A 26,234-nucleotide genomic window follows, 5' to 3' on the forward strand; every position below is an offset into this window, starting at 1 on the left:
CCGGCAACCCCGCCAGCTTGCGCTCGGCTTCGATAACCAGTTCGGTGGCCCCCTTCAGCAGCACATGCTTGCCCGGGGCGAACTGGGCGATGAGTTCATGGGTATAGTCACGGCTGACGGTGCCGGGCGTTGCCAGCAGACCGATGTAGCCGTTACGGGTCAGGGCGGCGGCAGGCTTGATCGCGGGGACCACGCCGACCACGGGAATGCTGAGTGCGGTACGCAGGGATGGCAGGGCAATGGTGCTGGCGGTATTGCAGGCGATCACCACCAGATCGATGGCGTGCTCGGCCACCATGTGGCTGACCAGTCCGGTACAAGCCTCGATGAGGGCCGCCTCACTCAGCTCGCCATAGGGAAAGTGGGCATTGTCGAAACTGTAGAAATAGTTGTGCTCCGGCAGAGCGCGACGGATCTCCCCATAGACGGTCAGACCGCCCATACCGGAGTCGAACACGAGAATATTGGCCACCTGAGCTCCCCCTTGAATGCGAGGCCGCGATCATACTCCCGCCCGGCGCCAATAGAAAAGGCCCTGCCAATGGCAGGGCCCCTGATTTTTCAGATCCAGACAAGGGGATCAGAGTGCGTAGTCAACCGTCACATAGTAGGCACGCTCGTCAGCCGGGTAACCCACCGAGGTCTGGTATTCCTTGTCCAGCAGGTTGCTGATCTTGCCGGAGACCTTCCAGGACGGTGCAACCTGGTAGCCCACCGCCAGGTTCCACACGCTGTAACCGCCCAACTGGGTGGTATTGGCCGCGTCACCATAACGCTCACCCTGGTAGATCCAGCTCAGGGAGCCATCGAACTGCTGCCACTGCGCCTGGCTCACCCACTTGGCCCCCTTGCGGGAGATCAACTGCAACTGCTTGTCGGTGACCTTGTCCTTGGGATCCTTGTATTCGGCGGAAACGCGATGGCTCAGCCAACCGGTCTCGAACTCCCCTTCCAGCTCAACCCCTTCAATCCGCGCCTTGCCGACGTTTTGCGGCGTCCACATGCCCTGGCTGTCCGGTGCCCACTGGATCATCTGCTCGAAGTCGTTGCGATAACCGGTCAAGCGCCACTCCACACCAGCGGTCTGTCCGTCCAACATCAACTCGTGGCTTTTCGACTCTTCCGGCTTCAGGTCAGGATTGCCGGACCCCGGGTAGTAGAGATCGTTGAAGGAGGGGGCACGGAAACCGGTGCCGTAACGGGCACTGAGCCGATAATCCTCAACGAAGCGCCAGCCAGCGCCGGTTTGCCAGGTGTTGTGACGTCCGAACTGCTCGTTGTCATCGCTGCGACCGCTCAGCTCGGCCTGCCAGACCTGGTTGTCAAACTGGGCCAGGGCATAGAGCCCGGTGTTGTCACGCTCATCGGCGTCACTCGGGAAGGCGACGCCAGAGGAGCGGGAACTATCGTCCAGCATGTCGCGCTGCCAGTCGGCGCCCCCCCCCAGGGTCCAGCTCTCGTCCAGTTTGACGCTGTTGACCCAGTTCAGGGTGTATTGACGGGTATAGAGTCGATCAGCGGACTGATCGCGGCCGCTGGTATCCGGGTAGTCGTAGGCATCCTGTTTGGAGAAGGCGCCGCGCAGTTCGCTCAGGTAGCGCTCGTCGTGATAGCGGGAGCCGAGCTGGTAGCTCTGGTTCTCGGTCCAGGTCTCGTTGCGTTGATGAAACGCCGGACCCCAGGCGGAAGCGGCAGAGGATCTGTCGTACTGGGCAATGTTGCGGAACCAGCGGGTCGTACCGAACAGATCCCAGTTGCTGGCCAGCGCCTGCTGATAATCCACCATGGCGTTATAGCCCCGGTGTCCATGCTTGTCGCCATCGTTTACCCCGACGATGGGATGCACGTTGTAGCCGGTCTCGTCATCGAAACCACCAGCGACCTTGATCTGACCCGCATCACCCACCTGGCTGGCGCTGCTGAAAGCAGCCTGACGCTGCTTGTGGGAGCCCGCGCCCAGGTTGAACTTGTGCTGATTGGTCCCCTGGTCCGGGCGAGTGATGATGTTGATGACCCCACCGATGGCATCGGACCCATAAATAGTGGCGCGTGCACCGCGGATATATTCGATCCGCTCCACCTGGTTGAGGGGCAGGTTGTTGAGCTCGGTCATCCCGGCGGTCAGAGAGGCGCTACGCACCCCGTCCACCAGCACCAGGGTCTGGGAAGAGGTGCCACCACGTACCCGCAGCGAGCTGAGCTGGCCACGGCCGCCGTTGCTGACCACTTCCACGCCGGGCAGGGTCTTGACCACGTCTGTCACGGTCTGGGCTTGCAGGCGATCGATCTCGTCACGGGTCACCACGTTGACGGGAGCCAGCACACTGGAGGCAGGCTGGGCGACACGGGTAGCGGTCACCACCATGGTGGGATTGACGGGGATGGTCAGTTGTTGGGCAAAGGCAGCCGTTGGCAACAGGGCAGCCGCCAATAATGTCTTGGACATGAGAGATCCTTAAGTTCGCGTAAGCATCTACTTCGTGGCCGGTTTCTCTCGGCCCGAAATACGAACTTTGGCAGGTCTTCGGGCTTGGGGGCTGATGGCCTACGGCGACGGCTTCCCACCTGACGGCAGTGCCCTGATGTCGCTTCGTTCCCCCTTACCGCTGCGCGCCAGCTCCGGATTCTCACCGGATTCCCTTTTAAGCATGATGCGCCAAAGCGGGGGGATTATAGGCAGAGCTGTCTTGGATGTATAGCCATCTGGATTTCTAATGTCGTTTTTACCCAAAGCCGGTGCCAAGTGGCGCAGATCCTCGCCCCCTCTCATACCTTGAGGCTCGTTGACCGTCATTCGAGAGGGTCAAAAACAAGAAATGTTGAGCCAGATCCCACGGCTTTTTGGTAACATGCGGCAAACGTTTGACATCCGAGGAAGCCGTAATGACGACCCCCCCTATGATCGGCCTGGTAATGGGCTCCGACTCTGACTGGCCCGTGATGCAGGCCGCCGCCCGCATCCTCAAGGAGCACGGCGTGCCCTATGAAGCGCGCGTCGTATCCGCCCATCGCACCCCGGATCTCCTGTTTGAATATGCCGCCAGTGCGCGCGATCGCGGTCTGCGCGCCATCATCGCCGGCGCCGGCGGCGCAGCCCACCTGCCGGGCATGCTGGCCGCCAAGACCACGATCCCGGTGCTGGGCGTGCCCATCCCCACCCGCCAGCTCAAGGGGATGGATTCCCTGCTATCCATCGTGCAGATGCCCAAGGGCGTGCCGGTCGCCACCTTCGCCATCGGCGAGGCGGGTGCCGCCAATGCCGGTCTGTTCGCCGTGTCCCTGCTCTCTGTCGCCCAGGATGGCGACGCTCCCCGTTATCACCAGCAGCTCGACGGCTTCCGCGCCAAGGAGCGCGACCGGGTGCTGGCGCTCACCCTGGAGGAGCCGGCATGATACTGCCCCCCGCCACTTTGGGTATGCTCGGTGGCGGCCAGCTCGGCCGCTACTTCGTGATGTCTGCCCACCGTCTCGGCTACAAGGTGATCGTGCTGGACCCGGACCCCATCAGCATCGCCGGTGCAGCCGCCGACGAGCAGATCGTTGCCGCCTATGACGATGCCGATGCCCTGCGCGATCTGGCCAGCCGCTGCGACGCCATCACCTGCGAGTTCGAAAACGTGCCCGCCGCCTCCCTGGCCCTGCTGGAGCAGTACAAGCCGGTGCGCCCGGCCGCGAGCGCAGTACGTGTCTGTCAGGATCGCCGGGAAGAGAAAGCCTTCCTGACCCGCGCCGGTGTACCGGTTGCCCCGAACCTGACCCTGCTGCCGGGCGAGCCGCTGCCCGCCCTGCCCGGCGACCTCTTCCCCGCCATCCTCAAGACCGCCCGCGAGGGCTACGATGGCAAGGGGCAGTGGACTATCCACAATGCGGGCGAATTGCCAGCGGCCCTGGCCGCCAGCGGTGTCCCTTGCGTGCTGGAAAAACGCCTGCCACTGGAGGGGGAGTTTGCCCTCACCCTGGCCCGCAGTCCGAGCGGTGCCATCAGTGCACTGCCCCTGGTGCAGAACTGGCACAGCGGCGGCATCCTGGATCAGACCCGCTCCCCGGCCAATGTGCCCGCCCTGGAGCGCGAGGCCCAGCGCATCGCCGAGCACATCATCGCCGCCCTCGACTATGTGGGCGTGCTGACGGTGGAGTTCTTCCTGGTCGGCGGTGAGCTACTGGTCAACGAGATGGCCCCCCGGCCCCACAATTCGGGCCACCCCAGCATCGATAACGCCGGTTGCAGCCAGTTCGAGTTGCAGGTGCGCGCCCTGTGCGATCTGCCGTTGCCGGTACAGGCAGAGGTTCAGCCCTCCATCCTGCTCAATCTGCTCGGGGATCTGTGGCAAGACGGCACGCCGGACTGGGCCGGCGCCCTGGCCCTGCCCGGGGTGCACCTTCACCTCTATGGCAAGGGCGAAGCCCGCCCCGGCCGCAAGATGGGCCACGTCACCGTCACTGGCCGCGACTGGGCGGCGGTCGAGGCCACCGCGCACCAGCTGCGCGCCCTGCTGGGTCTGCCTCCGCGCTGAGTCCACCCCTTGACATGCAAAGACCCGGGCCAAGGCCCGGGTCTTTTTTTATGACTTGAGAAGCGAGAGGGGTCAGGCCCTGTCGACAGCCGCAACGGGAGCCGGTAGGCGGATGGTGAGGGAGAGCACCAGGGCCACCACCAGCAACACCAGAATGAGGTTGAAGGTCGCCATGAAGCCGCCGAACAGGGAGGCCACGATGGAGCCGATGATGCTGCCCAGACCAAAGCCCAGGTAGATGACGCCGTAGTTCTTGGTCAGGTTGTTGAGGCCGAAGAAGTCGCTCACCAGCGAGGGGTAGACGGTGATCGTACCGCCGAAGCTGAACGCCACGCAGGCCACTGCCACGAAGAAGAGGTTGGCATTGAGCGGCACGAACAGCAGCAGCGCCATGCCCGCCAGGGTAATCAACTGGGCGATGGTGATGACCCGGATACGGGACATCTTGTCGGAGAGGATGCCCAGCACCAGCCGGCCGCCCAGGTTGGCCATGGCGATGATGGCGACGGCGTTGGCGGCGACCACGGCCGGCAAGCCCACCATCTTCTCGCCGATGTCCTTGGCTACGCCGATGACGTAGAGACCGCTCATGCAGGCGGTGAGGAACATCAGCGCCAGCATCCAGTACTGCGGCTTGCGCATCGCCTCGGCCAGGGTGAAGTCGCGATTCTCGCTCTGCTGCACGGCGGAGGCCTGCTGGGGCGCATCCTTCATCAGCATGCCACCCACCAGCACCATGGACATGGCGATCAGCCCCCACAGCTGGAAGGTGGTCTCAAGGCCATTGCTGGAGAGCAGCAGCAGGTTGATGTACTTGAAACCCAGGCTGCCGAGGCCATAAGCACCGATGGAGCAGGCGGAGATGAGCCCCTTGCGCTCCGGGAACCACTTCACACAGTTGGAGAGGGTCATCAGGTAGCCGGTACCGTCGGCAAAACCGACCAGGATGCCGGCGCAGAGGTAGAGCATCGCCAGGTTGCTGGCATGGGCGGTGAGGAAGAAGCCGATGCCGAGCAGCACGCCGGCGCCCAGGGTGACGTTGCGCACCCCGAACCGCTCCTGCAGCTTGCCTGCCAGGGAGGAGGCCACCGCCAGGGAGAGGCTGAGCAGGCCGAAGGCGAAGGCGACCTGGCTCACCGGCTCGTCCAGCTTGTCAGAGAGCTGGGCGTTGAACAGGCTCCAGGTGTAAACGGATCCCAGCGCGAACTGGGTGATGATGGTCCCCAACAGGGTGAGGTAGCGGGTGCGATTCAGATCGATGGTCATGATGCGTCTCGAGGAATGGCCTTAAGGAAACTGGGGCCACTATAGGCAAGACGCCGCTCCCGCCGACCGATTACGGCATGAAATGCAGATCGGCGGGAATGAATGACAATCAGAGCCGCATCAGCTGACGGAACGCCTTGATGTTGCTGCGGCTGACCGGCACCTCGAACGGCAGGTCATGGAGCCGGATGAGATAGGTGCTGTTGAACCAGGGCACTATCTCGCGGATCTTGTTGATGTTGACGCAGTAGGAGCGGTGGCAACGAAAGAACCCCTCGGCAGGCAACCGACTGACGAACTCGCTGAGGGTCATGGTCATCACGTAGCGATCGGTACGGGTGTAGACATGGGTCAGCTTCTCGTCGGCTTCCGCGTAGTAGATCTGCTCGCAGGGGGTGACGATGATGCGCTCCCCCTTCACCAGATTGACGGTGCGGTTCTGTAGCGTCCCGGGCTCCGCACCCTGGGGCTGGGACTTGCCCGCCAGTTCGAGCTTCTGCAGCAGATTGATGAGGCGCGGCTCGTTGTAGGGCTTGAGGATGTAGTCGAATGCCTCCAGCTCGAACGCCTCCACCGCAAACTCCTTGTAGGCGGTGACGAAGACGATGTGGGGCGGGTGGCTCGACTTGTGCAGGTTCTTGGCCAGCAGCAGGCCGTCGATGGCGGGGATCTGGATATCCAGAAACACCACGTCCACCTCGTGATCCTGCAGATACTTGAACGCCTCCAGCCCGTCTTCGAAGCTCGCCACTATCTCGATGTTGCTGTGCTGCCCCACCAGAAAGGCCAGCTCCTCGCGGGCCAGATACTCATCTTCCACAATGATCGCTTTCAGCATGGCATTGCCTCCTGATCAGGCAGATAGAAACAGACTTCGGTCCCCGGCTCCAGCCGCTTGAGGTGCAGGCCGTCGCCATAGAGCAGCTTGACCCGCTGATGCACGTTCATCAGACCGATGCTGCGGCTCTCCACCCGACCGGCGGCGACCCCGTCGATCACCGCTTGGCTGATGCCGTAGCCGGTGTCGCGCACCGCGACCCGGATGCCGCCCGCCAGCTGCTTCACCTCGATGGTGACCCGACCCGGCGCACTGCGGGGCTGGATGCCGTGCAGGATGGCGTTTTCCACCAACGGCTGCAACAGCAGGCTCGGCACCTGGATATGCACGTCGTCCACCTCGAACACCACCTCCAGCTTGTCGCCGAAGCGGGCCTGCTCGATGGCCACGTAGTCGCGCACCTGCTGCAGCTCCTCCTGGATGTCGATGAGGGTGTCCCCCTTGTTGAGGTTGTAGCGCAGGTAATCCGCGAGGTTCGCGATCAGCTGGCGTGCCTGCTGGGGACGGATGCGGATCAGCGACGAGATGGCATTGAGGGCGTTGAACAGGAAGTGGGGATTGATCTTGCTCTGCAGCGCGGTGAACTCCGCCTTGCGGGTCATCTCCTTGAGCTGCTCGATGCGCGACACCTCCATCTGGGTGGAGATGAGCTGGGAGAGGCCCACCGCCATCTCCTTGAGGGAGCTGGTGATGCTGTGGGTGCGGCGGTAGTAGATCTTGAGGGTGCCGCTGACGGCGCCGTTTTCCCGCAGCGGAATAATGATGACCGAATGGAAATCGGAGAGGTGATACTGGCGCAGATCGTTGTTGATGATGATCTGGTCGAGCAGCACCGCTTTGTGGGTCATGTCGCTGATGGCGTGGTGCTCGTCCAGCTCGTAGTAATCCTTGCCCACCCCCACATAGGCCAGCACGTCGCGGGTATCGGTGATGGCCACCGCATCGGCGCTGATCTCGCTGCGAATGATGCCGCACACCTGGCTAAGGGAGTGGCGATCGATGTTCTGGAAAAACGGCAGCGTCTTGTTGGCGATGTCGAGCGCCAGCTTGGCCTGCTTGGCGGCAATCAGCTCCTTCTCGTCGTCCAGGTCCTGCACCAGCTTGATGATAAGCCCGATACAGAGCGCCCCGGCGATCATCGGGTAGGCAATATGACTGACAATCTCCACACCTACCGCATGGGGCTCGGTCAGTTGCCAGATAAGCAGCATGGTCAGCCCCTCGCAGGCCATGCCCGCCAGGATGCCATAGAGCCAGAGCCGCGACTTGCGACAGCGCAGGTGCAGCCAGGTGGCGAGCAGGCCGGCGATGATGCTGGCGATGAGACAGGGAATGGAGGTGTGGCCATCCATGTCGATGAGGTAGCGATGCAGCCCCGAGATGACCCCGGCCGGAATGCCGACCCAGGGACCGAACAGGATGCCGCCCGAGATGATGGCGATGATCCGCACGTTGATGAGGGCCCCCTCCACCGGAATGCCGGTGTAGGTGCTGAACACCGCGAACAGACAGAAGATGGCCGCCACCAGCACCAGCTCGGCCGGAGTGTGGTCACGCTTCTGGAACAATCGCTGAAACGGCCGGGTGCGGGTGAGAAGAAAGAGCGTCATCAGCATCAGCGCCGCCCGCTCAAACACCGCCAACAACATCATCTGATTTTCGAGCATGGCTCTCCTCCGTCAATGGCATGGCGCCAGGGGGCGGATCATACCCCTTATCTGCCGCCGACTCATGGGCGAATCCGGGGAGAGCGGTTCAGCTTTCGGGGAAAGCGCCGATAAGAGGAGGCCCTCGCCAAGGAGGGCCCAGTCCGACAAAGGAGATAACTATGTTTCAAAAAAGCATGGTGCTGGCAGTGATGATCGGTTGCAGCAGTGCCGCCGTTCACGCCAATACGCAGGTGAGCCAGCTGAACTGGCGGGCCACCGCCAGCAAAGAGACCAACATGGAAGTAGCGCTTACCCACCCAGGCCTCCAGGCCATCAATTCGGATCCGGCACAGGCTCCCGTCCAGATCCTCGCAGCTGACCTGGGCCACCCGGATTTCAACACCACCTATCGCTTGCAAGCCCGCGCACTCTACGGCTCCCTGCCACAGCAGGATGATCTCCGGATCACGCTGGCGCTCAACGGACAACCCCTCGAAGCAAGCCGCGCCCTCCCCCTGGCGCAGGCGACCCGCTATTACCTCAGCTATCAGGCCCCGTCAGCCAGACCGGACCAGGTGGGCGACGCCGCCTATGAGTTGATGGTGTACTGGCTGGGCTGACCACAGGATCCGAAGGCATGTTCCCATGCCTTCATTCCTCCCCGTCCATCACCTGCAGTTGGGTCGCTGCCAGCCGAACGACCTCGTACTCTTGCTGCAAACGGGCCAGCGCCTCGGGCAGCCTGGCCTGATCGAGCTCCCAGGATTCTATTTCGCTGCAGGTCGCCACCAGTTTCAGAGTGCCCATTATTCTGGCGCCCCCTTTCAGGCGATGTATGCGGTCGATGAACTGGCCAACATGCCCCTCCTCCGCAGCCCGTTGCAATCCCGCGATATCGTCGTCACTGGCCCGCACGAACTCGGCTAACAGAGGCACCATCAGGGTCGACTGGTGTGCAGTCAGCGGCCCCAGATACCGCCGGATCTCCTCCATGCAGGCGGGCATCTCACTCTGCTCTTCCCGCTGCATGTGCCGACGCAGGCAGTGATCGAGCGCCTCCAGTCCGACGGGCTTGAAGAGACAGTCATCCATCCCTGCCGCCTGCCCTTCATTGATCTGCTCCTGCCGCGCATCGGCCGTCAGCCCGAGGATCACGGTGCGTCGCCAGCCGTGCAGCCGCTCCAGCTCCCGGCACTGACGAGCCAGCTCGAATCCGTTCATACCGGGCATGTTGAAGTCGGTCATGATGACATCCACCCTGGCTCCGATCAGCAGCCGCAACGCCTCTTCCCCCGACTCGACGGCCGTGGCGTCATGGCCCAGATAGGCCAGCTGCTGGCTGACCAGCAACCGGTTGGCTGGATGATCGTCCACGACCATGATCTTCAGTCGCCGCCCCGGCTCCACCACCGGCTCCTGTGCAGGCGTGGCGGGCATCGCCACGGCATCGGCCACCGGCAGCTTGATCTCGATACTGACCCGGGTCCCCTGCCCGGGCGCACTCTCCAGTTGCAGGGAGCCGCCCATCGTCTCGCACAGGGAGCGGGAGATCATCAGACCCAGCCCAGTACCCGACTGCTGGATTTTCTCGGGTTGGCTGGCCTGGCTGAAGGGCTCGAACAGCCTGGCCTGCTCGGCCTGATCGATGCCGATTCCGGTATCCAGAATGGTGAGCTGCACGGTACACCAGCCATCGCTGACCCGGGAGGCCAGCGTCACCGTGACCGACCCGCGCTCGGTGTACTTGATGGCGTTGCTGATCAGGTTGGAGACGATCTGCTTGTAACAAAGACCATCGATCTGCACCCAGGAAGGATTGCCCGTGACGAGCTCCAGCCGCAGGTTTTTCTGCCTCGCCAGCGCAGTGAATACGGTGATGACCGACGCTGTCAGGGTCACGATGTCATGGGGCTCGGGAGCCAGTTCAAACCGGCCAGACTCGATCTTGGAAATATCCAGGATGTCGCCGATGAGGCTCAGCAGATCGCTGGCCGAGCCATGGGCAATGGCGAGGGAGGCCTGATCCTCCTCGTGCAGCCGACCCCGCTTGAGCGCCAGTTCCAGCAAGCCGATGATGGCATTCATGGGGGTACGGATCTCGTGGCTCATGGTCGCGAGGAAGGTGCTCTTGGCACGGTTTGCCTCTTGGGCCTCCTGGCTGGCCACCGCCAGCTCATCGAGCAGGCGTACCCGTTCGCTGACGTCGATCCAGCCTCCCACCCCCCCCTGCACATTGCCGTCCAGATCGTAGTAAGGCTGAACCCAGTGATAGACGTCGACCCCGCCCGTCGGCAGGACCAGACGGTGATCCCCCTCCTGGGCGCGGCGGCTGTCACAGGAAAGCATCAGATCCCCGTGCAGGGGAGCAAGAAAAGGCCAACGCGTGCGCGCGTCGTCCAGGCCCGTGCCGAGCAGACCGACCTTGGGCTCGCCAAGGAAGCTGGCATAGCTGCTGTTGCACAGCACAAGGGTCCCGTTCAGATCCCGCGCATAGATGGGGTGAGGTGTCCCGTCCACCAGATCGGCGATGAACTTGAGCTGGGTGCTCAGCGCCCCCTCCACCAGCCGCCGCTCGCGGATCTGCTTGCGCAGGGACAGGCCCCACAGGCCAACCCAGATGGTCAGCAGCAGGATCAAGGCGATAAAGGCCCCGAACTCCTGAATCAACTCCTGCCAGGAGACACTCTCCTGTTTGACATTGACCCGCCAGCGGTTGGAGAGCCCTTCCAGCTCATCCGGCGGAATGATGGCAATCACCTTGTCCAGAATGTCCCGCAGTACGGGATGCGCGGGGGTGACCGCAAACGCGGCACCGATGGGGATGGAATCGAACAGCTCTCCCGTGATGAGCAGGCTATCGGGGAATTTGCTGTTGACGTAGTACTTGGCCACCCGCAGCGGCAGTATGGTCACATCGCACACTTCCGTCGCCACACAACGCATGGCGTCTTCAATCGTATCGAACTGCCGCGACGTCAGCTTGCCGTATTCCGCCTCGATGGCCTGGGTCGAGATAAAGCCCCTGACCATGGCCACGGTACCGGTCTTGAGCAGCGATGCAGGGGGGACCTCCCGGTGGCGCAGCCCCACCACATAGGAGAGGGGATCGAGGACAAAGGCCCGGCTGAACAGATAGCGGCTCCTGCGCTCGGCAGAGGGGCTCAACACTCCCGCATCCACCTGGCCGCTATCCAGCAACTGGGTCATCTGCTCCGGTGTCTTCACTGGCACCACCTCGAGCTCCACTCCCAGCTTGGCCCGCATGACCTGCAGCAGATCGGCGACCACGCCGTGCATGGTACCGGTGACGTCATAGAAACTGAGGGGCGGGATGCCGCTGTTCACCGCAATCCGGATTTTCTCCCGCTTGCCCAGCCATTTCCATTGCTCGCGGCTCAGGTCGATCCTGCTGGCACCGATGGAGAGACCGCCCCCATTCCAGCGTTTGGCCACTTCCGCTCGCTTGCCATCAAGGATCTCCCCCAGCGCGATATCCATGATCCTCTTGAGTCGTCGCTCCTTGGGGTTGAGGGCAAAGGCAAAACCGGCGGTATCGATATAGAGCGGCTTCAATAATTGAATGCTGTTCTGATAGAACTTGTTGACGATGAAATTGCCGGAGATCATGTCCACCATGACGGCATCAACCTGACCATATGCCACCGCGGACAATGCACTATAGCGGGACGGGTATATTTTAATTTTGTAGTCAGATAGATAACGCATGATATCCATGAACGGCAAATAATACTCCGGCACGGCTATTGTTCTTATTTCTCGCTCTTTGACCTGAATGTTTTTATAGATGGCAGGGTCGTCAGCAATATATTTGTCAGTCAGCAGAAGATGCTGTTCCCGCTCATAGGAATTGGAGGTACTCAGCAGATCGATCTCCCCCCGCTGGAGCGCTTCAATGGCAGCCGCCCTGGAGGGATATCCCTTCACCAGGATCTCGATGTGCAGCAGATGGGTCAACATGCCGACGATGTCGGCCGTCACCCCTTCATAAGCATTCGCCCTCAGGGTGATGTCCATAGGCGGGTTGTCAGGTCTGGGCACCCCCAGGATCAGCCGCTCGCGCTCCTGCAACCAGCGCCACTCCTCCCCATGCAGCGGCAAGGGGCTGGCATCGAGGTATTCCCCGCCATCCCGCGAATAGACTTGCAGCAGGGGCTCTTCCGGTTCCCGGGCCGCCAGCGGCCACACCCAGACCAGCGCCAGCAGAAGCAACAGCAATTTCGCCCTGTTCACAGCAGTTTCTGCCGTCTGGCCAGACTGATCAGATCAACGATGTTGGTGATGTTGAGTTTCTTCATCAACCGGGTCTTCTAGGTACTGACGGTTTTCTCGCTCAGCAGCATGCTTTGGGCAATCTGCTTGTTGGCATGGCCCTGACAAATCTGCAGCAGCACGCTCATCTCGCGGGAAGAGAGGGTCGACAGCAGATCTTCCCGATCGACCGTATGGGCATGCCTGGCGCCGGCGATGACGTCACGGGGGTAATAGAGTTGCCGCTTCTCTATTTTTGCGATCGCATCCTTCAGCAAATACAAATCATCCAGCTTGGACAAGAACCCCTCGGCGCCAGCTTGCAGGCACCGCACCATAATATGGTGGGTGGACTGTGCAGACAGCACCAGAATCTTGGCACCAATATCCAGCATCTTGATTCTCTTTATCACTTCGATGCCATCAAGCTGAGGTATTCCAATATCAAGAATGACAATATCTGGATGGGTGTTCCTGGCCATGGCGATAGCATCGACACCATTATCAACCTCGCCTAACACATGATGTTCTTCCTGTTTCAACAACATGTTCACGGCCATTCTTATTGCTGGATGATCATCAACTATCAATACCTTCGCCATATATAGATCCGTTATTCAGCCCTGTCCGACGAGCATATTAACTACAAAGCAAGCAACGACACCATACAGCTTGCTCTTGTTTTCAATATGTTAAATAAATATAAAAATGGCATTCTCAAGTTAATCACCATTATAGCTTCATTTATTTTCTATATATTTATCAATATATTGCATTTTATTTGCTTCGTATGGAGCCTGATGGTGGCCGGGTCCCCTCCCTCGTTGATGTCCCCTCCTTCCCGGTTTTTCCTGTGCTCTTCCTCCCGCAATAAAAGACCGAAAAAACATATAAATCAAATACATGAGACACGACAAGCCACTGAAAGGAAAGGGAAATCAATTATTTTATAAAGTTTGCGCCCCATCATCCTTTGAGATTTTTCCTACACAGCATTCGATCGATCCAGGCAAGTCCTATCGCTATCTTAGTCGACGAAAAAACGAGCTGGTCCGAGGAACAACATGTTCCAGGGCCGGCTGCCTCCCTTGGTCAAATCGTCACCGGGGGCAACGACATGCCCATGGCGGGCAATGAATCAACCGGGTGGCCTGCGCCACCTATCGAGAAACGTGTAGGAAATACCAAGATGAAAAAGACTTTGATTGCACTGACAGTTGCCGGTCTGGGCTTTGCCGCTACCGCTCATGCCGCCGTGGAAGCCTCCGCCGTGGCTACCTGGCAGGCCACCGCCAAGAAGGACACCACCTCCGAGTTGATTGTCACCCCGCTCTCCAGCCTCTCCTTCCAATATGCCGAAGGGATCAAGGGGTTCAACACCGTCAACGGCCTGTTCGATGTCAGCATCAAGGGAGATGCCAGCGCCACCTCCTTCACCCTGAAGGCGAAGAAGCTCAACGGCACCCTGAATCACCTGAGCGGCGACTCCACCGTCGACGTGGGCGTGCTGTGGGGCGGCGCCCCGGTCGGCACTACCGCCTATACCACCCTGATCGACACGGCGGCCGGCATCACCGGGGGCAATATCTCCCCCCTCGCCAACGGCTTCCAGAACGATGCGCAGCGCACCACGGCCCAGGGCTCTTTCACCTTCAACATCGAGAGCGCCACCGCCAACGGCAGCAGCACCACCTTTGACGCCCTGCCGGATGGCCTGTGGAGCGGCGAAGTCAACGTCGAGTTCGTGGCGAACTGGGTCTGAGTCATTCACCGCATACCATTCGGGGCCCTGCGGGGCCCTTTTTACTCTCGAGACATCCCATGAATCTGAAAATCATAGCCATATGGTTGCTGCTCATTCCCGGCATCAGCCAGGCGATCAATGTCGGCGCCGTCACCACCTTCATCGATGCAGGCAGCCAGGAGGTCGCCAAACAGATTGAAAATGGCAGCGACCAGGCCAGATTGGTCACGATCAGCGTGACACGCATCACCTCACCGGAAGAGGGAGGGCAGGAGATCCCCATGGAAGTCAGCGGCGAGCTGATGTTGTCACCCAGTCGGCTGATGCTGCCCGCCAATGCCAGAAACAACGTGAGGTTCTTTTACAAGGGCCCGCAGGATGACAAGGAGCGTTACTACCGCATCCGCTGGCTGGACACAGCGCTCTCCGTCGACGATCAGCGCAACGAACGCCGCCAGGCGGTTGCCACCACGTCAGCACAGATAGGCACCATTCTGGTAGTAACACCACGCCAGCACCGGTTCGCCTACGACCTGAAGGACGACACGCTCACCAACCAGGGCAATGCCTCCTATCGCACGGTAGCGTATGGCCCCTGCCTGAAAGGCGAGGAGCTGTGCAAGGAAACCTACTACGACCTGCCGGGCAAGCAACGCCGGTTCAAGCAGGTCAATATGCGCGATCCAAAGAGCCACCTGGGGCTCTGGTTGGGTCAGGAATTCGTCGTCGTCAAATAACCCCCGGAACGGTACTGCCCTCGCCCTCTTGCAGGGTGACGCTCCCCCGTTGCCCACATCTGGAACCATGGTGCTCGATATGTTGAAGAAAGCCTGGCTGCTGCCGCTCTCATGGCTGATCGTGCTGTCAGCCCCGGCCAGCGCCACAGCCCCCCTCAGGATCGCCAACGTCATCATTCCCGCCAGCTTTGCCAGCGCACTGGAAGAGGGGCTGGCGGTGCCGGTGCGCCTCCAATACACGGATGAGGACCATCGGATCGACACCCTGACCGATGACGCCATCGGCAACGCCACCCTGTTGCTCCAGGACGGCGAACTGCATTTGCTGCACCTTGATTTCAGTGCCGGCCAGCAGCAAGGCCTGCTGAACGAAGCCCTCACCGCCATGCTCTCCAGCAAGCAGCAACGCACCTTTTCTGCCGATGGCAGCCTGCGGCTCGATGCCAATGCGAGCATGCAGCTGGACCTCGTCGCCATGCTGTTGACCATTCGGGTGTCACGGGAAGCCTTTGGCCGGGCCAGGCAGCCAGACAACCGGGTGGCATTGACCCCGACGGTCGATACCTTGACGGGGGTGCATCGCTACAATCTGGGCTACTCCTTCATCAACAACCCGCAAAGCGGTCACAGCGACTCCAATTTCCTGCAACTGGACAGCACAGTCGGGCTGGGTGCCCATCATGTCGCCATGGATGCCTCCCTTTACAACCTGGGTGAGCCGGAGCAGAGCGGCGATATCTACCGCGCCATGTACGAACGGGATCTCGATGATCGCCGCATCGCAGCAGGCATGGTCTCGACATGGGACCTGCAGACCCTGGGGGTGGTGACGGGCCTGACCACGGGCCGTATCTACGGGGCATCCTATGGCAACCAGGCGCAGTCTCGCAAACAGACGGCCAACGAATCGACCACGCCGCTACAAGTCTTCATGCCCGCCAATGGCGAGGCCAGAGTCTATCGGGATGGACGCCTGATCGGCCTGCAAAACCTGGCGATAGGCAACCAGAGCCTGGATACCTCAGCTTTCCCCAACGGGGTCTACAACGTCACGGTCGAAGTCCATGTGGACGGACGGCTGACCAGCACGACCACCCAGCGTGTCACCAAGCTGGGCGGCAACCCGGGTTTTACCCGGGAGTGGGGCTGGCAATGGTGGGGAGGCATGATGGAAGGTACCCAGAACAGCGGCGATTCCCCCCTGTTTGGCGTGTCGCTGGCGCGTTCGCTGGACACCCTTGAACTGGCCACCACTACCTATGCCTTCGAGGATGCGGCGGTAGGCGAGGCGCGCGCAAGCTGGCAGGTCACCGATCGCCTCGGCACCCAGTTGCAAAGCATGCTGTCCACCGATCACTCCTGGCGGCTGGCGTCCAGCCTTTCCTTGCAAGCCCATGACAATGCCTCCCTGTGGGTCAGCCAGGAAAAACTGAATGCAGGCGGTGCCCTGGGAGTGAGTGCAACCGAGCTCTACTCTGCCGGCATCACGATCAATCTGGGTGGCTGGGTCAGCGGCATGGGCCAGCTGACCTTCAACACCCTGCACGATCGCCAGATGAACAGCGATCGCAGCTATATAGATTACTACCAGCACCTCTATGCGGGTCGATACGGCAACCTGTCGCTGCGCGCCAGCCTGCAGAGCGACAGTGGCACACTCAATGGATTCAGCAACAAGAGCATCACCCTGGACTACTCCATCCCGTTCGACAATCTGTTCAGCTTTGGCATGAGCAGCAACGAACAGGGTCAGACAACGGCCAACCTCAACTACCAGAAACGCATGGAGGGGTTCATCAATACCGCCACCTTCCAGGCCACCAAGGCGCTCCAGGACGCACAAGGCAGTGACCTGAGCCTCTCCGGCACTCTGGGCTTCGAGAACAAACTCACCGGGGGCACTTTGACCATGGGCCGTAACCAGGGTGGGGATGTGAGCGGTAACCTGATCGCCCGAGGAGCCATCATCACCACTGGAGACGAGATCTTGGCCTCGAGTCAGAGCCACGCCGGCTCTGGCCTGCTCATCGATACAGGTATTGGCAAGGAGGGGCAGATGCTCGCCAGAATCAATGGCCAAGAATACCCCCTCAAAGGTGACAAAACCTTCGTCGCCCTCTCGCCTTTCCAGGAGTATGAAGTCGAGTTGCTCAACAGCAAGACAGCCAAAGACAGCTACGAGATCAATACCGGCAAGCAGAACTACACCCTGTTTCCCGGCAATGTTGCCCGAGTAGATGCCTCCCACTCGGTCAGGGAGATGGTCACAGTGTTTGGCATTATTCGAGCCGAAGACGGTAGCCTAATTGCCAATGCTAGGATCGATAACCATATTGGGACCACGATCACCAATGATGCTGGTGAATTCTCGTTGGATGTAGACAAAGCCAACCCAGTCCTGAGTTTCCGACAGGGCAACAACACCTGCGAAGCAGAACTGGATCTGGCCAAGCAAAGTGGAGCCGCTTGGGTGGGGGATGTGATCTGCCTCGGTCTGCCGACTTACATCATTGCGATGAACTAATCAGAAATACTTGCCATTTTTGACAACCGATTAACCAGATAATGATTACACATCATATATCAGTTATCGATAAAGTATTTCGCCATTCAGGAATGAAATATCTTATCGCTTTTTACACACTATAGTATTGCTACCTGTCTATGGAGAACATGAAACTGTGAACCCTCTGAGAAAACGAAATTTAACGGCTCTGCTGTTTGTCTTTTTCACATTTCCTGTCATGGGGCTTACCGTCAAGAACAGACCGGCTACCGGTGCTGACTTTCTCGTCATGGATAATCTCATTGAGGGGAATGTATATTTTACTACATTCACCAATGGAACAAGGGTGACTGGCTCTACGGCTTTCACTAGTGCCCCAGAACATAGTGGCTTGGTGTATATATCAGATGGTGGAGACCAGTCATTCCCACCAAGAGGTAATTATCGAATATCAGTATGGAGCGAGTCTTCACCGGTAGACAGGCCGTATGATGGTCTGCACTGCTGGAAATACTTGTCTGACTGCATTGACTCTATCAGATACCCCAACTCCACAACTAGAACCACGTCAGGCTTTACAATCAACAGTGCCGTATCCATGGGTGGAAATACCGATCACGCCCTCAACCCAAAAATAAGCATGGCACTGGCGAATTATCTTTTACAGCTGCCAATTGGTGCTTCATATACTGATACGATGAATCGCTGCTATACAACCGTTACCGGGAACACCCCCTGTAAAGATGTTAATGGTGGGACTTCCTTATGGGAAAGAACTCAAGTGACCCTCACCAAGAAAGCACATTTAAAATTCGCCCCCGTGAACTCAAGGTCTGTATTGATGTTGACAAGTAATGGGGAAACTATCCTGCTGCCGGGCTCACAAGACTGTGAGGTCCAGCAAGACGGTGTCGTATGCAAACATATAAACCTGGACTACCAGAATGGAGGAATTGCGGGGATAGACAATTTATCTCTTATTGCTTCAATAACTGATGGAAATATCTCATCAAAAATGTCACCTGGTGACATCAAGGTCAGTTTCAATAAAACCACTTGGTATAATATAGGTGCTCAACTACCTTTTCGTGAACTACTTAATGGAAATAATGTAGGAATCCATGTATATCTTTCTAAAAAAATGCTAACTATTCTCCTCGCTAATGGATATCAGGACAAGTTATCAAAACTAATAAAATTCAATGTTCGGAATGCGGTTTCACCAGGTAGCGGATTTTATGAATTTTTTGGCTCTTCTAATATAGAGTTGGTAAGCAGAAAGCCTCACATAGCAATTTCATCTGCAGATGGACAACTTCACCCGCATAAAGTCGCTACTGTAGGAAAAGAGAATCTCTCATTTGAGTATGTAATTACTGAAAGTGGCTATTCTAATGCAGAATCCATTGACATTTCTCTCCGACAAAATACAGGCCTCACATACAATGGACTCTGTACCTTTTATCCGAGCTACGATAGCGATATAAGAAATGCCGTTGCCATACATTCCAAAATTGTATTACAAGGTAATAATGGCGTTATCAATGCACCAATAAAATGTGATGCAATACCAATAAACATGAGAGAGCTTGGAATGAAATCGTCCACCCCACCAATACTTTGGACAGACCTTGATGGCAAGGGTGGTCTCACACAGAGCTATGATATAAAGCTAGAGTTTGACCTGAAATCGCCTTCGGCAAGAAGAACCACTGAGGGCTTTGAATGGGAGGGAGAGGTTCATCAAAGCGGAACCATTCAAGTAAAGGGAATTTGGAAATGATATATGACTAAACATCCCCCATATCTAAAGAGAAAATGTTCTATAAGAAGACAACTATATGCACTTATTAATTATATTTATTTTTCTTTTTCCACTGCCTGTCTTGGCCCTTGATATCGGGCATATGACAGCAGTATTGGAACCCTCTGACAAGATGCTCTCTCGTACCATCAAGAATGATGGTACTACGCCCAAAATTTATGAGGTTCAGGCGAACAGGATCAGTAATCCTACGGCCAACGGCAAGTTCCAGCCCATGCCCCCTGGAGAACTGCTCTATTCACCCAAGCGTTTTGTGCTGCATGCCAAGCAGCAACAGAACGTGAAGTTTTACTACAAAGGGGTATCTGACGCTCAAGAGCGCTACTACCGCGTGACATTTGTTGAAACACCGGCTGCATTGGCTGGCAGCGACAAGAATGGACACCATAAGGGTACAATGGACATCAAGATTGAACTGCAGTCCATCCTGGTGGTGCGCCCGCGTCAGTCACGTTTTGCATACCAGCTGGACCCGGCACAGAGCACCATCACCAATACCGGCAACACCTATTTCGAGTTCATGGTGAAACGGGGCTGCCAGCAGGCGGACAGCGAGGCGGACAGCAAGTACCTGCTGCCCGGGGAGACCTACCACAATCCCCGGCTCAATCAGCCGGGCAACCAGAAGCTCATCGTCTACCAGTCCCGCTTCATCCCGGTGGGCAAGGATTGCTGGCCAGACTAGGTGCCCGACACCGGACGGTCAGCAATCCCCGGGGTCAGGAGGAGAGCGTCGCCAGCCTGGCCGCAAACCCCATGAAGAAGAGGCCGATAAGGCCGTTGCCGAGACGGGCCGCCGTCTGGCGCTGACGGAAAAAGCGGGCCATCAGGGTACCGCCGAAGATCAGCAGGGTCAGGTAGACGAAGCTCATCGCTTCCAGCATGCCAGCCAGCACCAGGTAGGAGATCCAGGTGTGGGCATAGCTGAAGTCGATGAACTGCACGAAGAAAGAGACGTAGAACAGGATCGCCTTGGGATTGGTGAGGCTCAGGGTGAGGGCCTTGGTAAAATAGCGCTCACCGGGATCCATCTCGGACGCCGGTCCCGCCTTTTTGGCGATGAAGTTCGCGTGCAGGATCTTCACCCCCAGATAAAGCAGGTAGATGGCGCCCAGATAGCGCACCAGGGTAAACAGCAATGGGGTAGTGCGAATGAGGGACGCGATCCCCAGATAGGCGCAGAAAATGAGGATGGCATCGCCGACGAAGACGCCGAGGGCGGCGCGATAACCCGGGCCTATGCCGCGCACGGCACCGGTTCGCAGCACGTAGAGGGAGTTCGGGCCCGGGGCGATGATGATGAAGAAGAGACCGACCAGATAGGTCCAGACGTTGATGACACCCAGGCTTTCGAACATGTTCCCTCCATGGCGGGTGATGAGCCGGATAACGGCGGCAGGCCTTCTATACTAATCCGCCCCGCGCCAAGCACAAGATCTGACCAGCCATCCACACGCCGTCAGCATGAACGGCCTGCGCGCCACGCGAACGCAATCCGGGCGTTCGCCCACTTTGGTTATGTCCAGATACGCCGGGATAGGGCATGGTAGAGGGAGTGATACCCCAGCCATGGACAAGACCTTGAGTACCGACACCCCGATCACCGCCCCGCCCGCGGTGGACAACCCGACTACCACCGCTTATCCGGTGATCGCCGCCATCAGCTTCTCGCACCTGTTGAACGACATGATGCAGTCGGTACTGCTGGCCATCTATCCCCTCCTGAAGCTGGGGCTCGATCTGTCGTTCACCCAGATAGGTCTCATCACCCTCACCTACCAGTTCACGGCCTCGCTGCTGCAACCCCTGATCGGCCTCTATACCGACCGCAGACCCATGCCCTACTCCCTGCCTCTGGGCATGGGCTTCACTCTGGTGGGGCTGCTCTACCTGTCGCAGGCAGGCAGCTTTGGCGCCGTGCTGTTGTCGGCCATGCTGATCGGCATGGGCTCCTCCGTCTTCCACCCGGAATCTTCCCGGGTCGCCCGCATGGCGGCCGGCAACCAGCCCGGTCTGGCCCAGTCTCTGTTCCAGATCGGCGGCAATCTGGGATCGGCCATCGGCCCCCTGCTCGCGGCGCTCATCATAGTGCCGAAGGGACAGGGCAGTGCGGCCTGGTTCTCGTTGTTCGCACTCATCGGGGTCATCGTGCTCAGCTTCGTCGGCCGCTGGTCCAGCCACCATGCCGCCAGCTTCCATCGGCGGATGAGGGCCCATGCTGGCACCGGCCTGAGCCGCCGCCAGATTGGCTGGTCACTGGCTATCCTCGGTCTGCTGATGTTCTCCAAGTTCTTCTACATGGCCAGCCTGAGCAGCTATTACACCTTCTACCTGATGGACAAGTTCCACCTGTCGCTGGAGAGCGCCCAGCTCTATCTGTTCGCCTTCCTGTTTGCCGTCGCGGCAGGGACAGTGCTCGGCGGGCCGCTCGGCGATCGCATCGGTCGCAAGCGGGTGATCTGGATCTCCATCCTCGGCGTCGCTCCCTTCACCCTGCTGCTGCCCCACGTCGACCTGTTCTGGACCTCGGTGCTGTCGATCGTCATCGGCCTCATCCTGGCGTCGGCCTTCTCCGCCATCCTGGTCTACGCCCAGGATCTGGTACCCGGCAAGGTCGGCACCATTTCCGGCCTCTTCTTCGGCTTCGCCTTCGGCATGGGAGGGATAGGGGCCGCCCTGCTGGGCAAATTGGCCGATGCCACCAGCATCGAAACCGTCTATCAGGTCTGCGCCTATCTGCCCCTTATTGGCCTGCTGACCGCCTTCCTGCCCAATATCAGGAGAGGCTAGAGGCCAAGCGGCCGCCAGCGTCGACGGACGAGTCGACCGACCATAAAAAACGCGGCCTGAGCAGGCCGCGTCTGGTTCCATCACTCGGGCCGCCTGACACGGCCCGATCCGCTCGGACTCATCCGCCGAGCCTCTTTGTCAGCACCCCAGCCCGACGACCGGGCCCACTGGAAGTTGTCACCCGAGAGGCCGCTGACGGGGCCGCCGCGGCATCCCTCAGCAGTACTGGCCTGCCACCCAGCCCGACGACCAGGCCCACTGGAAGTTGTAACCACCGAGCCAGCCGGTCACGTCCACTACTTCGCCGATGAAGTAGAGGCCGGGCACGGTGCGCGCCTCCATGGTCTTGGAGGAAAGCGCGTTGGTATCCACTCCCCCCAGGGTCACTTCGGCGGTGCGATACCCTTCGGTGCCGTTGGGCAGGATCTGCCAATCCCCCAGCAGGGTGGCCACCGCCTCCAGCTCCCGTTCGTTGTACTGGCGCATCGGCTTGCTCACCAGCCATCCCAGCTCCACCAGCTTGTCGACGAAACGCTTGGGCAGCTCGCGCCCCAGCACGGTTTTCAGCTCCTGGGCAGGATGGGCCTGGGCCCAGGTCTTGAGGGTCTCTGGAATGTCGAGATCCGGCAGCAGGTTGATGTGGATCTTCTCCCCCGCCAGCCAGAAAGAGGAGATCTGCAGGATGGCGGGGCCGGAGAGGCCGCGATGGGTGAACAGCATGGCCTCCTTGAAGCGGGTGCCGTCCTCGGCGGTCACTGCCACCGGCAGGCTGACCCCCGCCAGATCGGCGAAGGCCTCCTTGTCGGCCTGATGCAGGGTAAAGGGCACCAGCCCGGCGCGAGTCGGCAACACGGTGAGGCCGAACTGCTCCGCCAGCTTGAAGCCGTAAGGAGTAGCACCGAGTTTCGGCATGGAGAGGCCGCCGGTGGCGACCACCAGCGACGAGCAGGCGATCTCCCCCTTGCTGGTGTCGAGCACGAAGCCTTCATCTGTCTTGCTGACGGTGAGGATCTCGGTCTGGAACTGCAGGGTCACGCCAGCCCAGTCGCACTCGGTCAGCAGGATGTCGACGATATCCTTGGCGCTGTCGTCGCAGAAGAGCTGGCCCAGGGTCTTCTCGTGGTAGTTCAGGCCATGCCTGTCCACCAGATCGATGAAATCCTGCTGGGTATAGCGCGCCAGCGCCGATTTGCAGAAGTGGGGGTTGGCCGAAAGGAAGGCATGGGGACCCGCCTGATGATTGGTGAAGTTGCAGCGACCGCCGCCGCTGATGAGGATCTTGCGGCCCGGCTTCTTGGCGTTGTCGAGCACCAGCACGGAGCGACCCCGGTAGCCAGCCTGGGCCGCACACATCAATCCGGCCGCCCCGGCACCGATCACCACCACATCCACCTGTTTCATCGTCACTCACCCATCAAAAGAAAAACGGCCCCTTTACCTTAAAGGACCGTGATTGTACCCGGCAGACACCAGCACAGCGGTACAAGGACACCTGCAAATAGAAAACGGCCCCTTTACAAGGGGCCGTCATTGTACTGACTGAACACTAAGTGTCCACGACTATCAGGCGTTGCCGTCCATGATGCTGGCCGGGGCGCCCTTGGCCAGCTCGGCCAGCTCCTTGTCGATGAAATAGAGGCCCTTGCCATCCTCGCCCACCAGGCTCAGACGGTCGACGATGCTCTTGAACAGCTTCTCCTCTTCGTGCTGCTCGGCCACGTACCACTGCAGGAAGTTGAAGGTGGAGTAATCCTGGGTGGTGAAGGCGACGTGGGCCAGACCGTTGATGCACTTGGTGATGTGATACTCGTGCTCCAGGGTGGTGCGGAAGATGTCACCCAGGGACTTGAATTCGTGGGGAGGCGCTTCAATAGCCCCCAGTACCGGCATGGCGCCGGTCTCGCTCACGTAGGTGAACAGGCGCTCCATGTGCTGGCGCTCCTCGACCGCATGCTGGCGCAGGAAGGTGGCGGCCCCCTCGAACCCCTTGTCCTCGCACCAGGCGCTCATCTGCAGGTAGAGGTTGGAGGAATAGAATTCAAGATTAATCTGCTCGTTCAACTTCTCGATCATGGCTTTGGCCAACATGATGATTCTCCACTGTGATTTGCCCACGATTGTCGCCACTGTTGCATCCTGACGCAACTAGAGACAACCGACGCACCCCGCAGTTGCGACGACTTTTCACCTCATCCTCTCCCCCATACGGTTATAGAGAAGCAAAGAAACATGGTGTAGGTGACATCAGCCATTATGATGGCGCCATTGGTCGGGGAAAGGATTCAATGAGATTCATAATGGCACTGGCGCTGCTCTGGATGACCCAGTTGCAGGCAGCTCCCTCCTTGCTGAAAGAGGCTGAATTGCAGGCGGCGCGCGATCCCGTCGGCTATCTGCAGCGCCTCGACGCCAGTCCCCAGCAGGATATGGAACTGTTCTACGCCAGGTCCCTGGCCCAGGCAGCCCTTGGCCGCTATCCACAGGCACAGCGCGACAATGCCCGCGCCCGCGGTCTGGCCAATGCCCAGCAGGAGACCCTTCGCCTGCTCGACTTCCGGTTGCAGCAGATTGCCCTGACCCTGGATGCCGATACGCCGGATCAGGCGCTCGAGCTGCTCACCCAGCTCTGGCCAGCGGTCCGGCATCACCCCAGGCAGGTCTCGGAGTGGCATGCCCTCAACGGGCTCGCCCTCTACCGTACCCAGCAGATGAAAGAGGCGATCCTCGAGCTCAAGACCGCCTATCACCTCAAGCAGAAAGAGCCGGGTTCCATCCTCTCCACCTTGCAGTGCGGCCGTCTGCTGATGACCCTCGGCAACCTCTATGCGGACCTCAATCTCTACCGTGAGGCCGAGACCTATTATCAGGATGCCCTCGGCCAGATGGTGCAGCTCAACGAACCCAACAGCCAGGCCATCATCCGGGCCAACATGGCCAGGCTCTACATCGACATGGGCCAGCCTGCCAGAGCCAGCCAGTTGCTCGATACCCTGCTGGCCACGCCGAGCCTGTCACCCCACTATCGTGCCATCGTCCTCGGCTACCAGGCCATGGTGTTCAACGCACGGGCGGACTGGCACTCAGCCTGGCGCAGCCTGGAGGAGGCACAAGCCATCTATGACAGGCTGGATAGCCCGCAGGCGGCCTCCCGTCTGACCGAGATCCGGGCAAGAACCCTGCTGGGTCGTGGCGAGAAGCAGCTGGCCCTGCAACTGCTGATGGAGCACACCGCCCCTCTCTCCATGGATGGTCGGGCGATGCAGGCCAGGTTGCTGGCCGATCTGGGCCGCTACCCCGAGGCCTACGGGGCCATGACCCGCTACATGCAGTACTACAAGCAGCACTTCAACCAGACCCTGAGCCAGCACGCGGCTGCCTTCCAGGTCGAGATGGATCTGGCTCGCAGCGAGGCCAGCAATCGCGTGCTGCAGCAGGAGAACGAGAGCAAGCGCCAGCAACTGCTCTACCAGCAGAGTGCCCGCTACTACCAATTGCTGCTGCTGGTGCTGCTGGCCGTCGCCCTGATCCTGCTCGGGCTCACCACCCGCAGGCTCCACCGCAGCTCGCGCCACCTCTACAAGCTCGCCACCTTCGATCAGCTGACCGGTCTGCCCAACCGGCGCGCCCTGCTGGAGAGACTGGGTCAGCAGTGGCTGCACGAAACGCCCCTGACCCTGCTCATCATCGACATCGATCACTTCAAGCAGATCAACGACAAGCATGGTCACCAGGCGGGGGATCAGGCTATCCGGCAGTTGGCCAGGGAGCTCAAGAGCTGGGCGCCGGACCAGCAATTGACCGGGCGCTGGGGCGGGGAAGAATTTCTGGTGGCCATGACCCAGGACGGGGCCACCTGCTGGCGGCTGGCGGAGCAGCTGAGAAGCCGGATCGCCTACCTGGCCGCCCCCCACATGACCATCAGCATCGGAGTGGCGGAACGCTCGACGCAGGATGACAGCCTGAGCCAGCTCATTCATCGGGCCGACATGGCCATGTACCAGGCGAAACGCCAGGGGCGCAACCAGACCGTGCTGGCCCAGTCTCCCCACCTTTCCCCTGAACTGGCCTGCAACGTCGCCTGATGCCCCTCGTGCGG

The 26,234-nt window shown here is 59.6% G+C and carries 20 protein-coding genes and 1 riboswitch (1 of these 21 cut by a window edge); of the genes, 10 read left to right on the top strand and 10 right to left on the bottom strand.

Annotation, left to right across the window (positions count from 1 at the left end; translation table 11 throughout):
- Positions 1-472, bottom strand: partial view of a glutamate racemase gene (murI, locus tag I6L48_RS03365; protein WP_010672351.1) — the 5' portion only. Its footprint begins 317 nt before the window's first position; the window shows 472 of its 789 coding nt (coding positions 1-472); the start codon lies at positions 470-472; its stop codon lies off the left edge, out of view.
- 108 nt (positions 473-580) lie between these two features.
- Positions 581-2,446, bottom strand: a complete 1,866-nt coding sequence (locus tag I6L48_RS03370; RefSeq protein WP_042879289.1) for a TonB-dependent receptor — start codon at positions 2,444-2,446, stop codon at positions 581-583.
- A gap of 51 nt (positions 2,447-2,497) precedes the next feature.
- A riboswitch (cobalamin riboswitch) is annotated at positions 2,498-2,676 on the bottom strand.
- 207 nt (positions 2,677-2,883) lie between these two features.
- Between I6L48_RS03370 and purE the strand changes: the two genes are divergently transcribed.
- Together purE and I6L48_RS03380 are read left to right on the top strand one after the other, a co-directional pair.
- Positions 2,884-3,393 carry a 5-(carboxyamino)imidazole ribonucleotide mutase gene (gene purE, locus I6L48_RS03375; RefSeq protein WP_029313402.1) on the top strand — a complete coding sequence of 170 codons (510 nt, stop codon included), beginning with the start codon at positions 2,884-2,886 and terminating at the stop codon, positions 3,391-3,393.
- Positions 3,390-4,514: a 5-(carboxyamino)imidazole ribonucleotide synthase gene (locus I6L48_RS03380; RefSeq protein ID WP_113069355.1), complete on the top strand. Its 1,125-nt coding sequence runs from the start codon at positions 3,390-3,392 to the stop codon at positions 4,512-4,514. The genes purE and I6L48_RS03380 overlap by 4 nt, the downstream gene beginning before the upstream one ends.
- A 72-nt stretch (positions 4,515-4,586) precedes the next feature.
- On the opposite strand, the gene I6L48_RS03385 is transcribed toward I6L48_RS03380, so the two are convergent.
- The 3 genes from I6L48_RS03385 to I6L48_RS03395 all read right to left on the bottom strand — a co-directional run bounded on the left by I6L48_RS03385 (position 4,587) and on the right by I6L48_RS03395 (position 8,285).
- A complete protein-coding gene (locus I6L48_RS03385) occupies positions 4,587-5,780 on the bottom strand; it encodes an MFS transporter (RefSeq protein ID WP_069651565.1) in 1,194 nt (397 codons plus the stop codon).
- 109 nt (positions 5,781-5,889) lie between these two features.
- Positions 5,890-6,618, bottom strand: a complete 729-nt coding sequence (locus I6L48_RS03390) for a LytTR family DNA-binding domain-containing protein (protein ID WP_113069354.1) — start codon at positions 6,616-6,618, stop codon at positions 5,890-5,892.
- Positions 6,612-8,285 carry a sensor histidine kinase gene (locus I6L48_RS03395; RefSeq protein WP_042016184.1) on the bottom strand — a complete coding sequence of 558 codons (1,674 nt, stop codon included), beginning with the start codon at positions 8,283-8,285 and terminating at the stop codon, positions 6,612-6,614. Before I6L48_RS03395 ends, I6L48_RS03390 begins: the two co-directional genes overlap by 7 nt.
- A 161-nt stretch (positions 8,286-8,446) precedes the next feature.
- Here I6L48_RS03395 and I6L48_RS03400 point away from each other — a divergent pair, with 161 nt between their 5' ends.
- A complete protein-coding gene (locus I6L48_RS03400) occupies positions 8,447-8,887 on the top strand; it encodes a hypothetical protein (protein WP_113069352.1) in 441 nt (146 codons plus the stop codon).
- Between the two features lie 31 nt (positions 8,888-8,918).
- Here I6L48_RS03400 and I6L48_RS03405 read toward each other — a convergent pair whose 3' ends face one another.
- Entirely contained in the window at positions 8,919-12,518 is a 3,600-nt protein-coding gene (locus tag I6L48_RS03405; RefSeq protein WP_254203228.1) for a transporter substrate-binding domain-containing protein, read from the bottom strand.
- A 77-nt stretch (positions 12,519-12,595) separates the two neighbouring features.
- Entirely contained in the window at positions 12,596-13,138 is a 543-nt protein-coding gene (locus I6L48_RS03410; protein ID WP_254203229.1) for a response regulator transcription factor, read from the bottom strand.
- Between the two features lie 587 nt (positions 13,139-13,725).
- On the opposite strand from I6L48_RS03410, the gene I6L48_RS03415 reads away from it, so the two are divergent.
- The 5 genes from I6L48_RS03415 (at position 13,726) to I6L48_RS03435 (ending at position 20,033) form a co-directional block, all read left to right on the top strand.
- Positions 13,726-14,298 (top strand): common pilus major fimbrillin subunit EcpA, encoded by a 573-nt coding sequence (locus I6L48_RS03415; RefSeq protein WP_113069350.1) that lies wholly within the window; start codon positions 13,726-13,728, stop codon positions 14,296-14,298.
- Positions 14,299-14,357: 59 nt separating this feature from the next.
- On the top strand, positions 14,358-15,017 hold the full coding sequence (locus I6L48_RS03420) for a fimbria/pilus periplasmic chaperone (protein ID WP_113069349.1): 660 nt from the start codon (positions 14,358-14,360) through the stop codon (positions 15,015-15,017).
- Between the two features lie 79 nt (positions 15,018-15,096).
- Positions 15,097-17,541, top strand: a complete 2,445-nt coding sequence (locus I6L48_RS03425; RefSeq protein ID WP_225159632.1) for a fimbrial biogenesis outer membrane usher protein — start codon at positions 15,097-15,099, stop codon at positions 17,539-17,541.
- Positions 17,542-17,698: 157 nt separating this feature from the next.
- Positions 17,699-19,306, top strand: coding sequence for a hypothetical protein (locus I6L48_RS03430; RefSeq protein ID WP_162726131.1), 1,608 nt, complete (start codon positions 17,699-17,701; stop codon positions 19,304-19,306).
- A 154-nt stretch (positions 19,307-19,460) separates the two neighbouring features.
- Positions 19,461-20,033 carry a fimbria/pilus periplasmic chaperone gene (locus tag I6L48_RS03435; RefSeq protein ID WP_367949433.1) on the top strand — a complete coding sequence of 191 codons (573 nt, stop codon included), beginning with the start codon at positions 19,461-19,463 and terminating at the stop codon, positions 20,031-20,033.
- A 34-nt stretch (positions 20,034-20,067) separates the two neighbouring features.
- Here I6L48_RS03435 and leuE read toward each other — a convergent pair whose 3' ends face one another.
- Entirely contained in the window at positions 20,068-20,706 is a 639-nt protein-coding gene (gene leuE, locus I6L48_RS03440; protein ID WP_010672336.1) for a leucine efflux protein LeuE, read from the bottom strand.
- Positions 20,707-20,917: 211 nt separating this feature from the next.
- Here leuE and I6L48_RS03445 point away from each other — a divergent pair, with 211 nt between their 5' ends.
- Positions 20,918-22,138 (top strand): MFS transporter, encoded by a 1,221-nt coding sequence (locus I6L48_RS03445; protein ID WP_039040678.1) that lies wholly within the window; start codon positions 20,918-20,920, stop codon positions 22,136-22,138.
- A gap of 216 nt (positions 22,139-22,354) precedes the next feature.
- Here the strand turns inward: I6L48_RS03445 and I6L48_RS03450 are convergent, their stop codons facing one another.
- Positions 22,355-23,539 (bottom strand): NAD(P)/FAD-dependent oxidoreductase, encoded by a 1,185-nt coding sequence (locus I6L48_RS03450; protein WP_045522679.1) that lies wholly within the window; start codon positions 23,537-23,539, stop codon positions 22,355-22,357.
- A 162-nt stretch (positions 23,540-23,701) separates the two neighbouring features.
- Positions 23,702-24,226: a non-heme ferritin gene (gene ftnA / locus I6L48_RS03455; RefSeq protein ID WP_010672333.1), complete on the bottom strand. Its 525-nt coding sequence runs from the start codon at positions 24,224-24,226 to the stop codon at positions 23,702-23,704.
- A 209-nt stretch (positions 24,227-24,435) separates the two neighbouring features.
- On the opposite strand from ftnA, the gene I6L48_RS03460 reads away from it, so the two are divergent.
- Positions 24,436-26,220: a GGDEF domain-containing protein gene (locus tag I6L48_RS03460; RefSeq protein ID WP_216988059.1), complete on the top strand. Its 1,785-nt coding sequence runs from the start codon at positions 24,436-24,438 to the stop codon at positions 26,218-26,220.
- Positions 26,221-26,234: the final 14 nt, after the last annotated feature.

The organism is Aeromonas sp. FDAARGOS 1418 (genome assembly GCF_019048585.1).
Taxonomy (GTDB): domain Bacteria; phylum Pseudomonadota; class Gammaproteobacteria; order Enterobacterales; family Aeromonadaceae; genus Aeromonas; species Aeromonas caviae.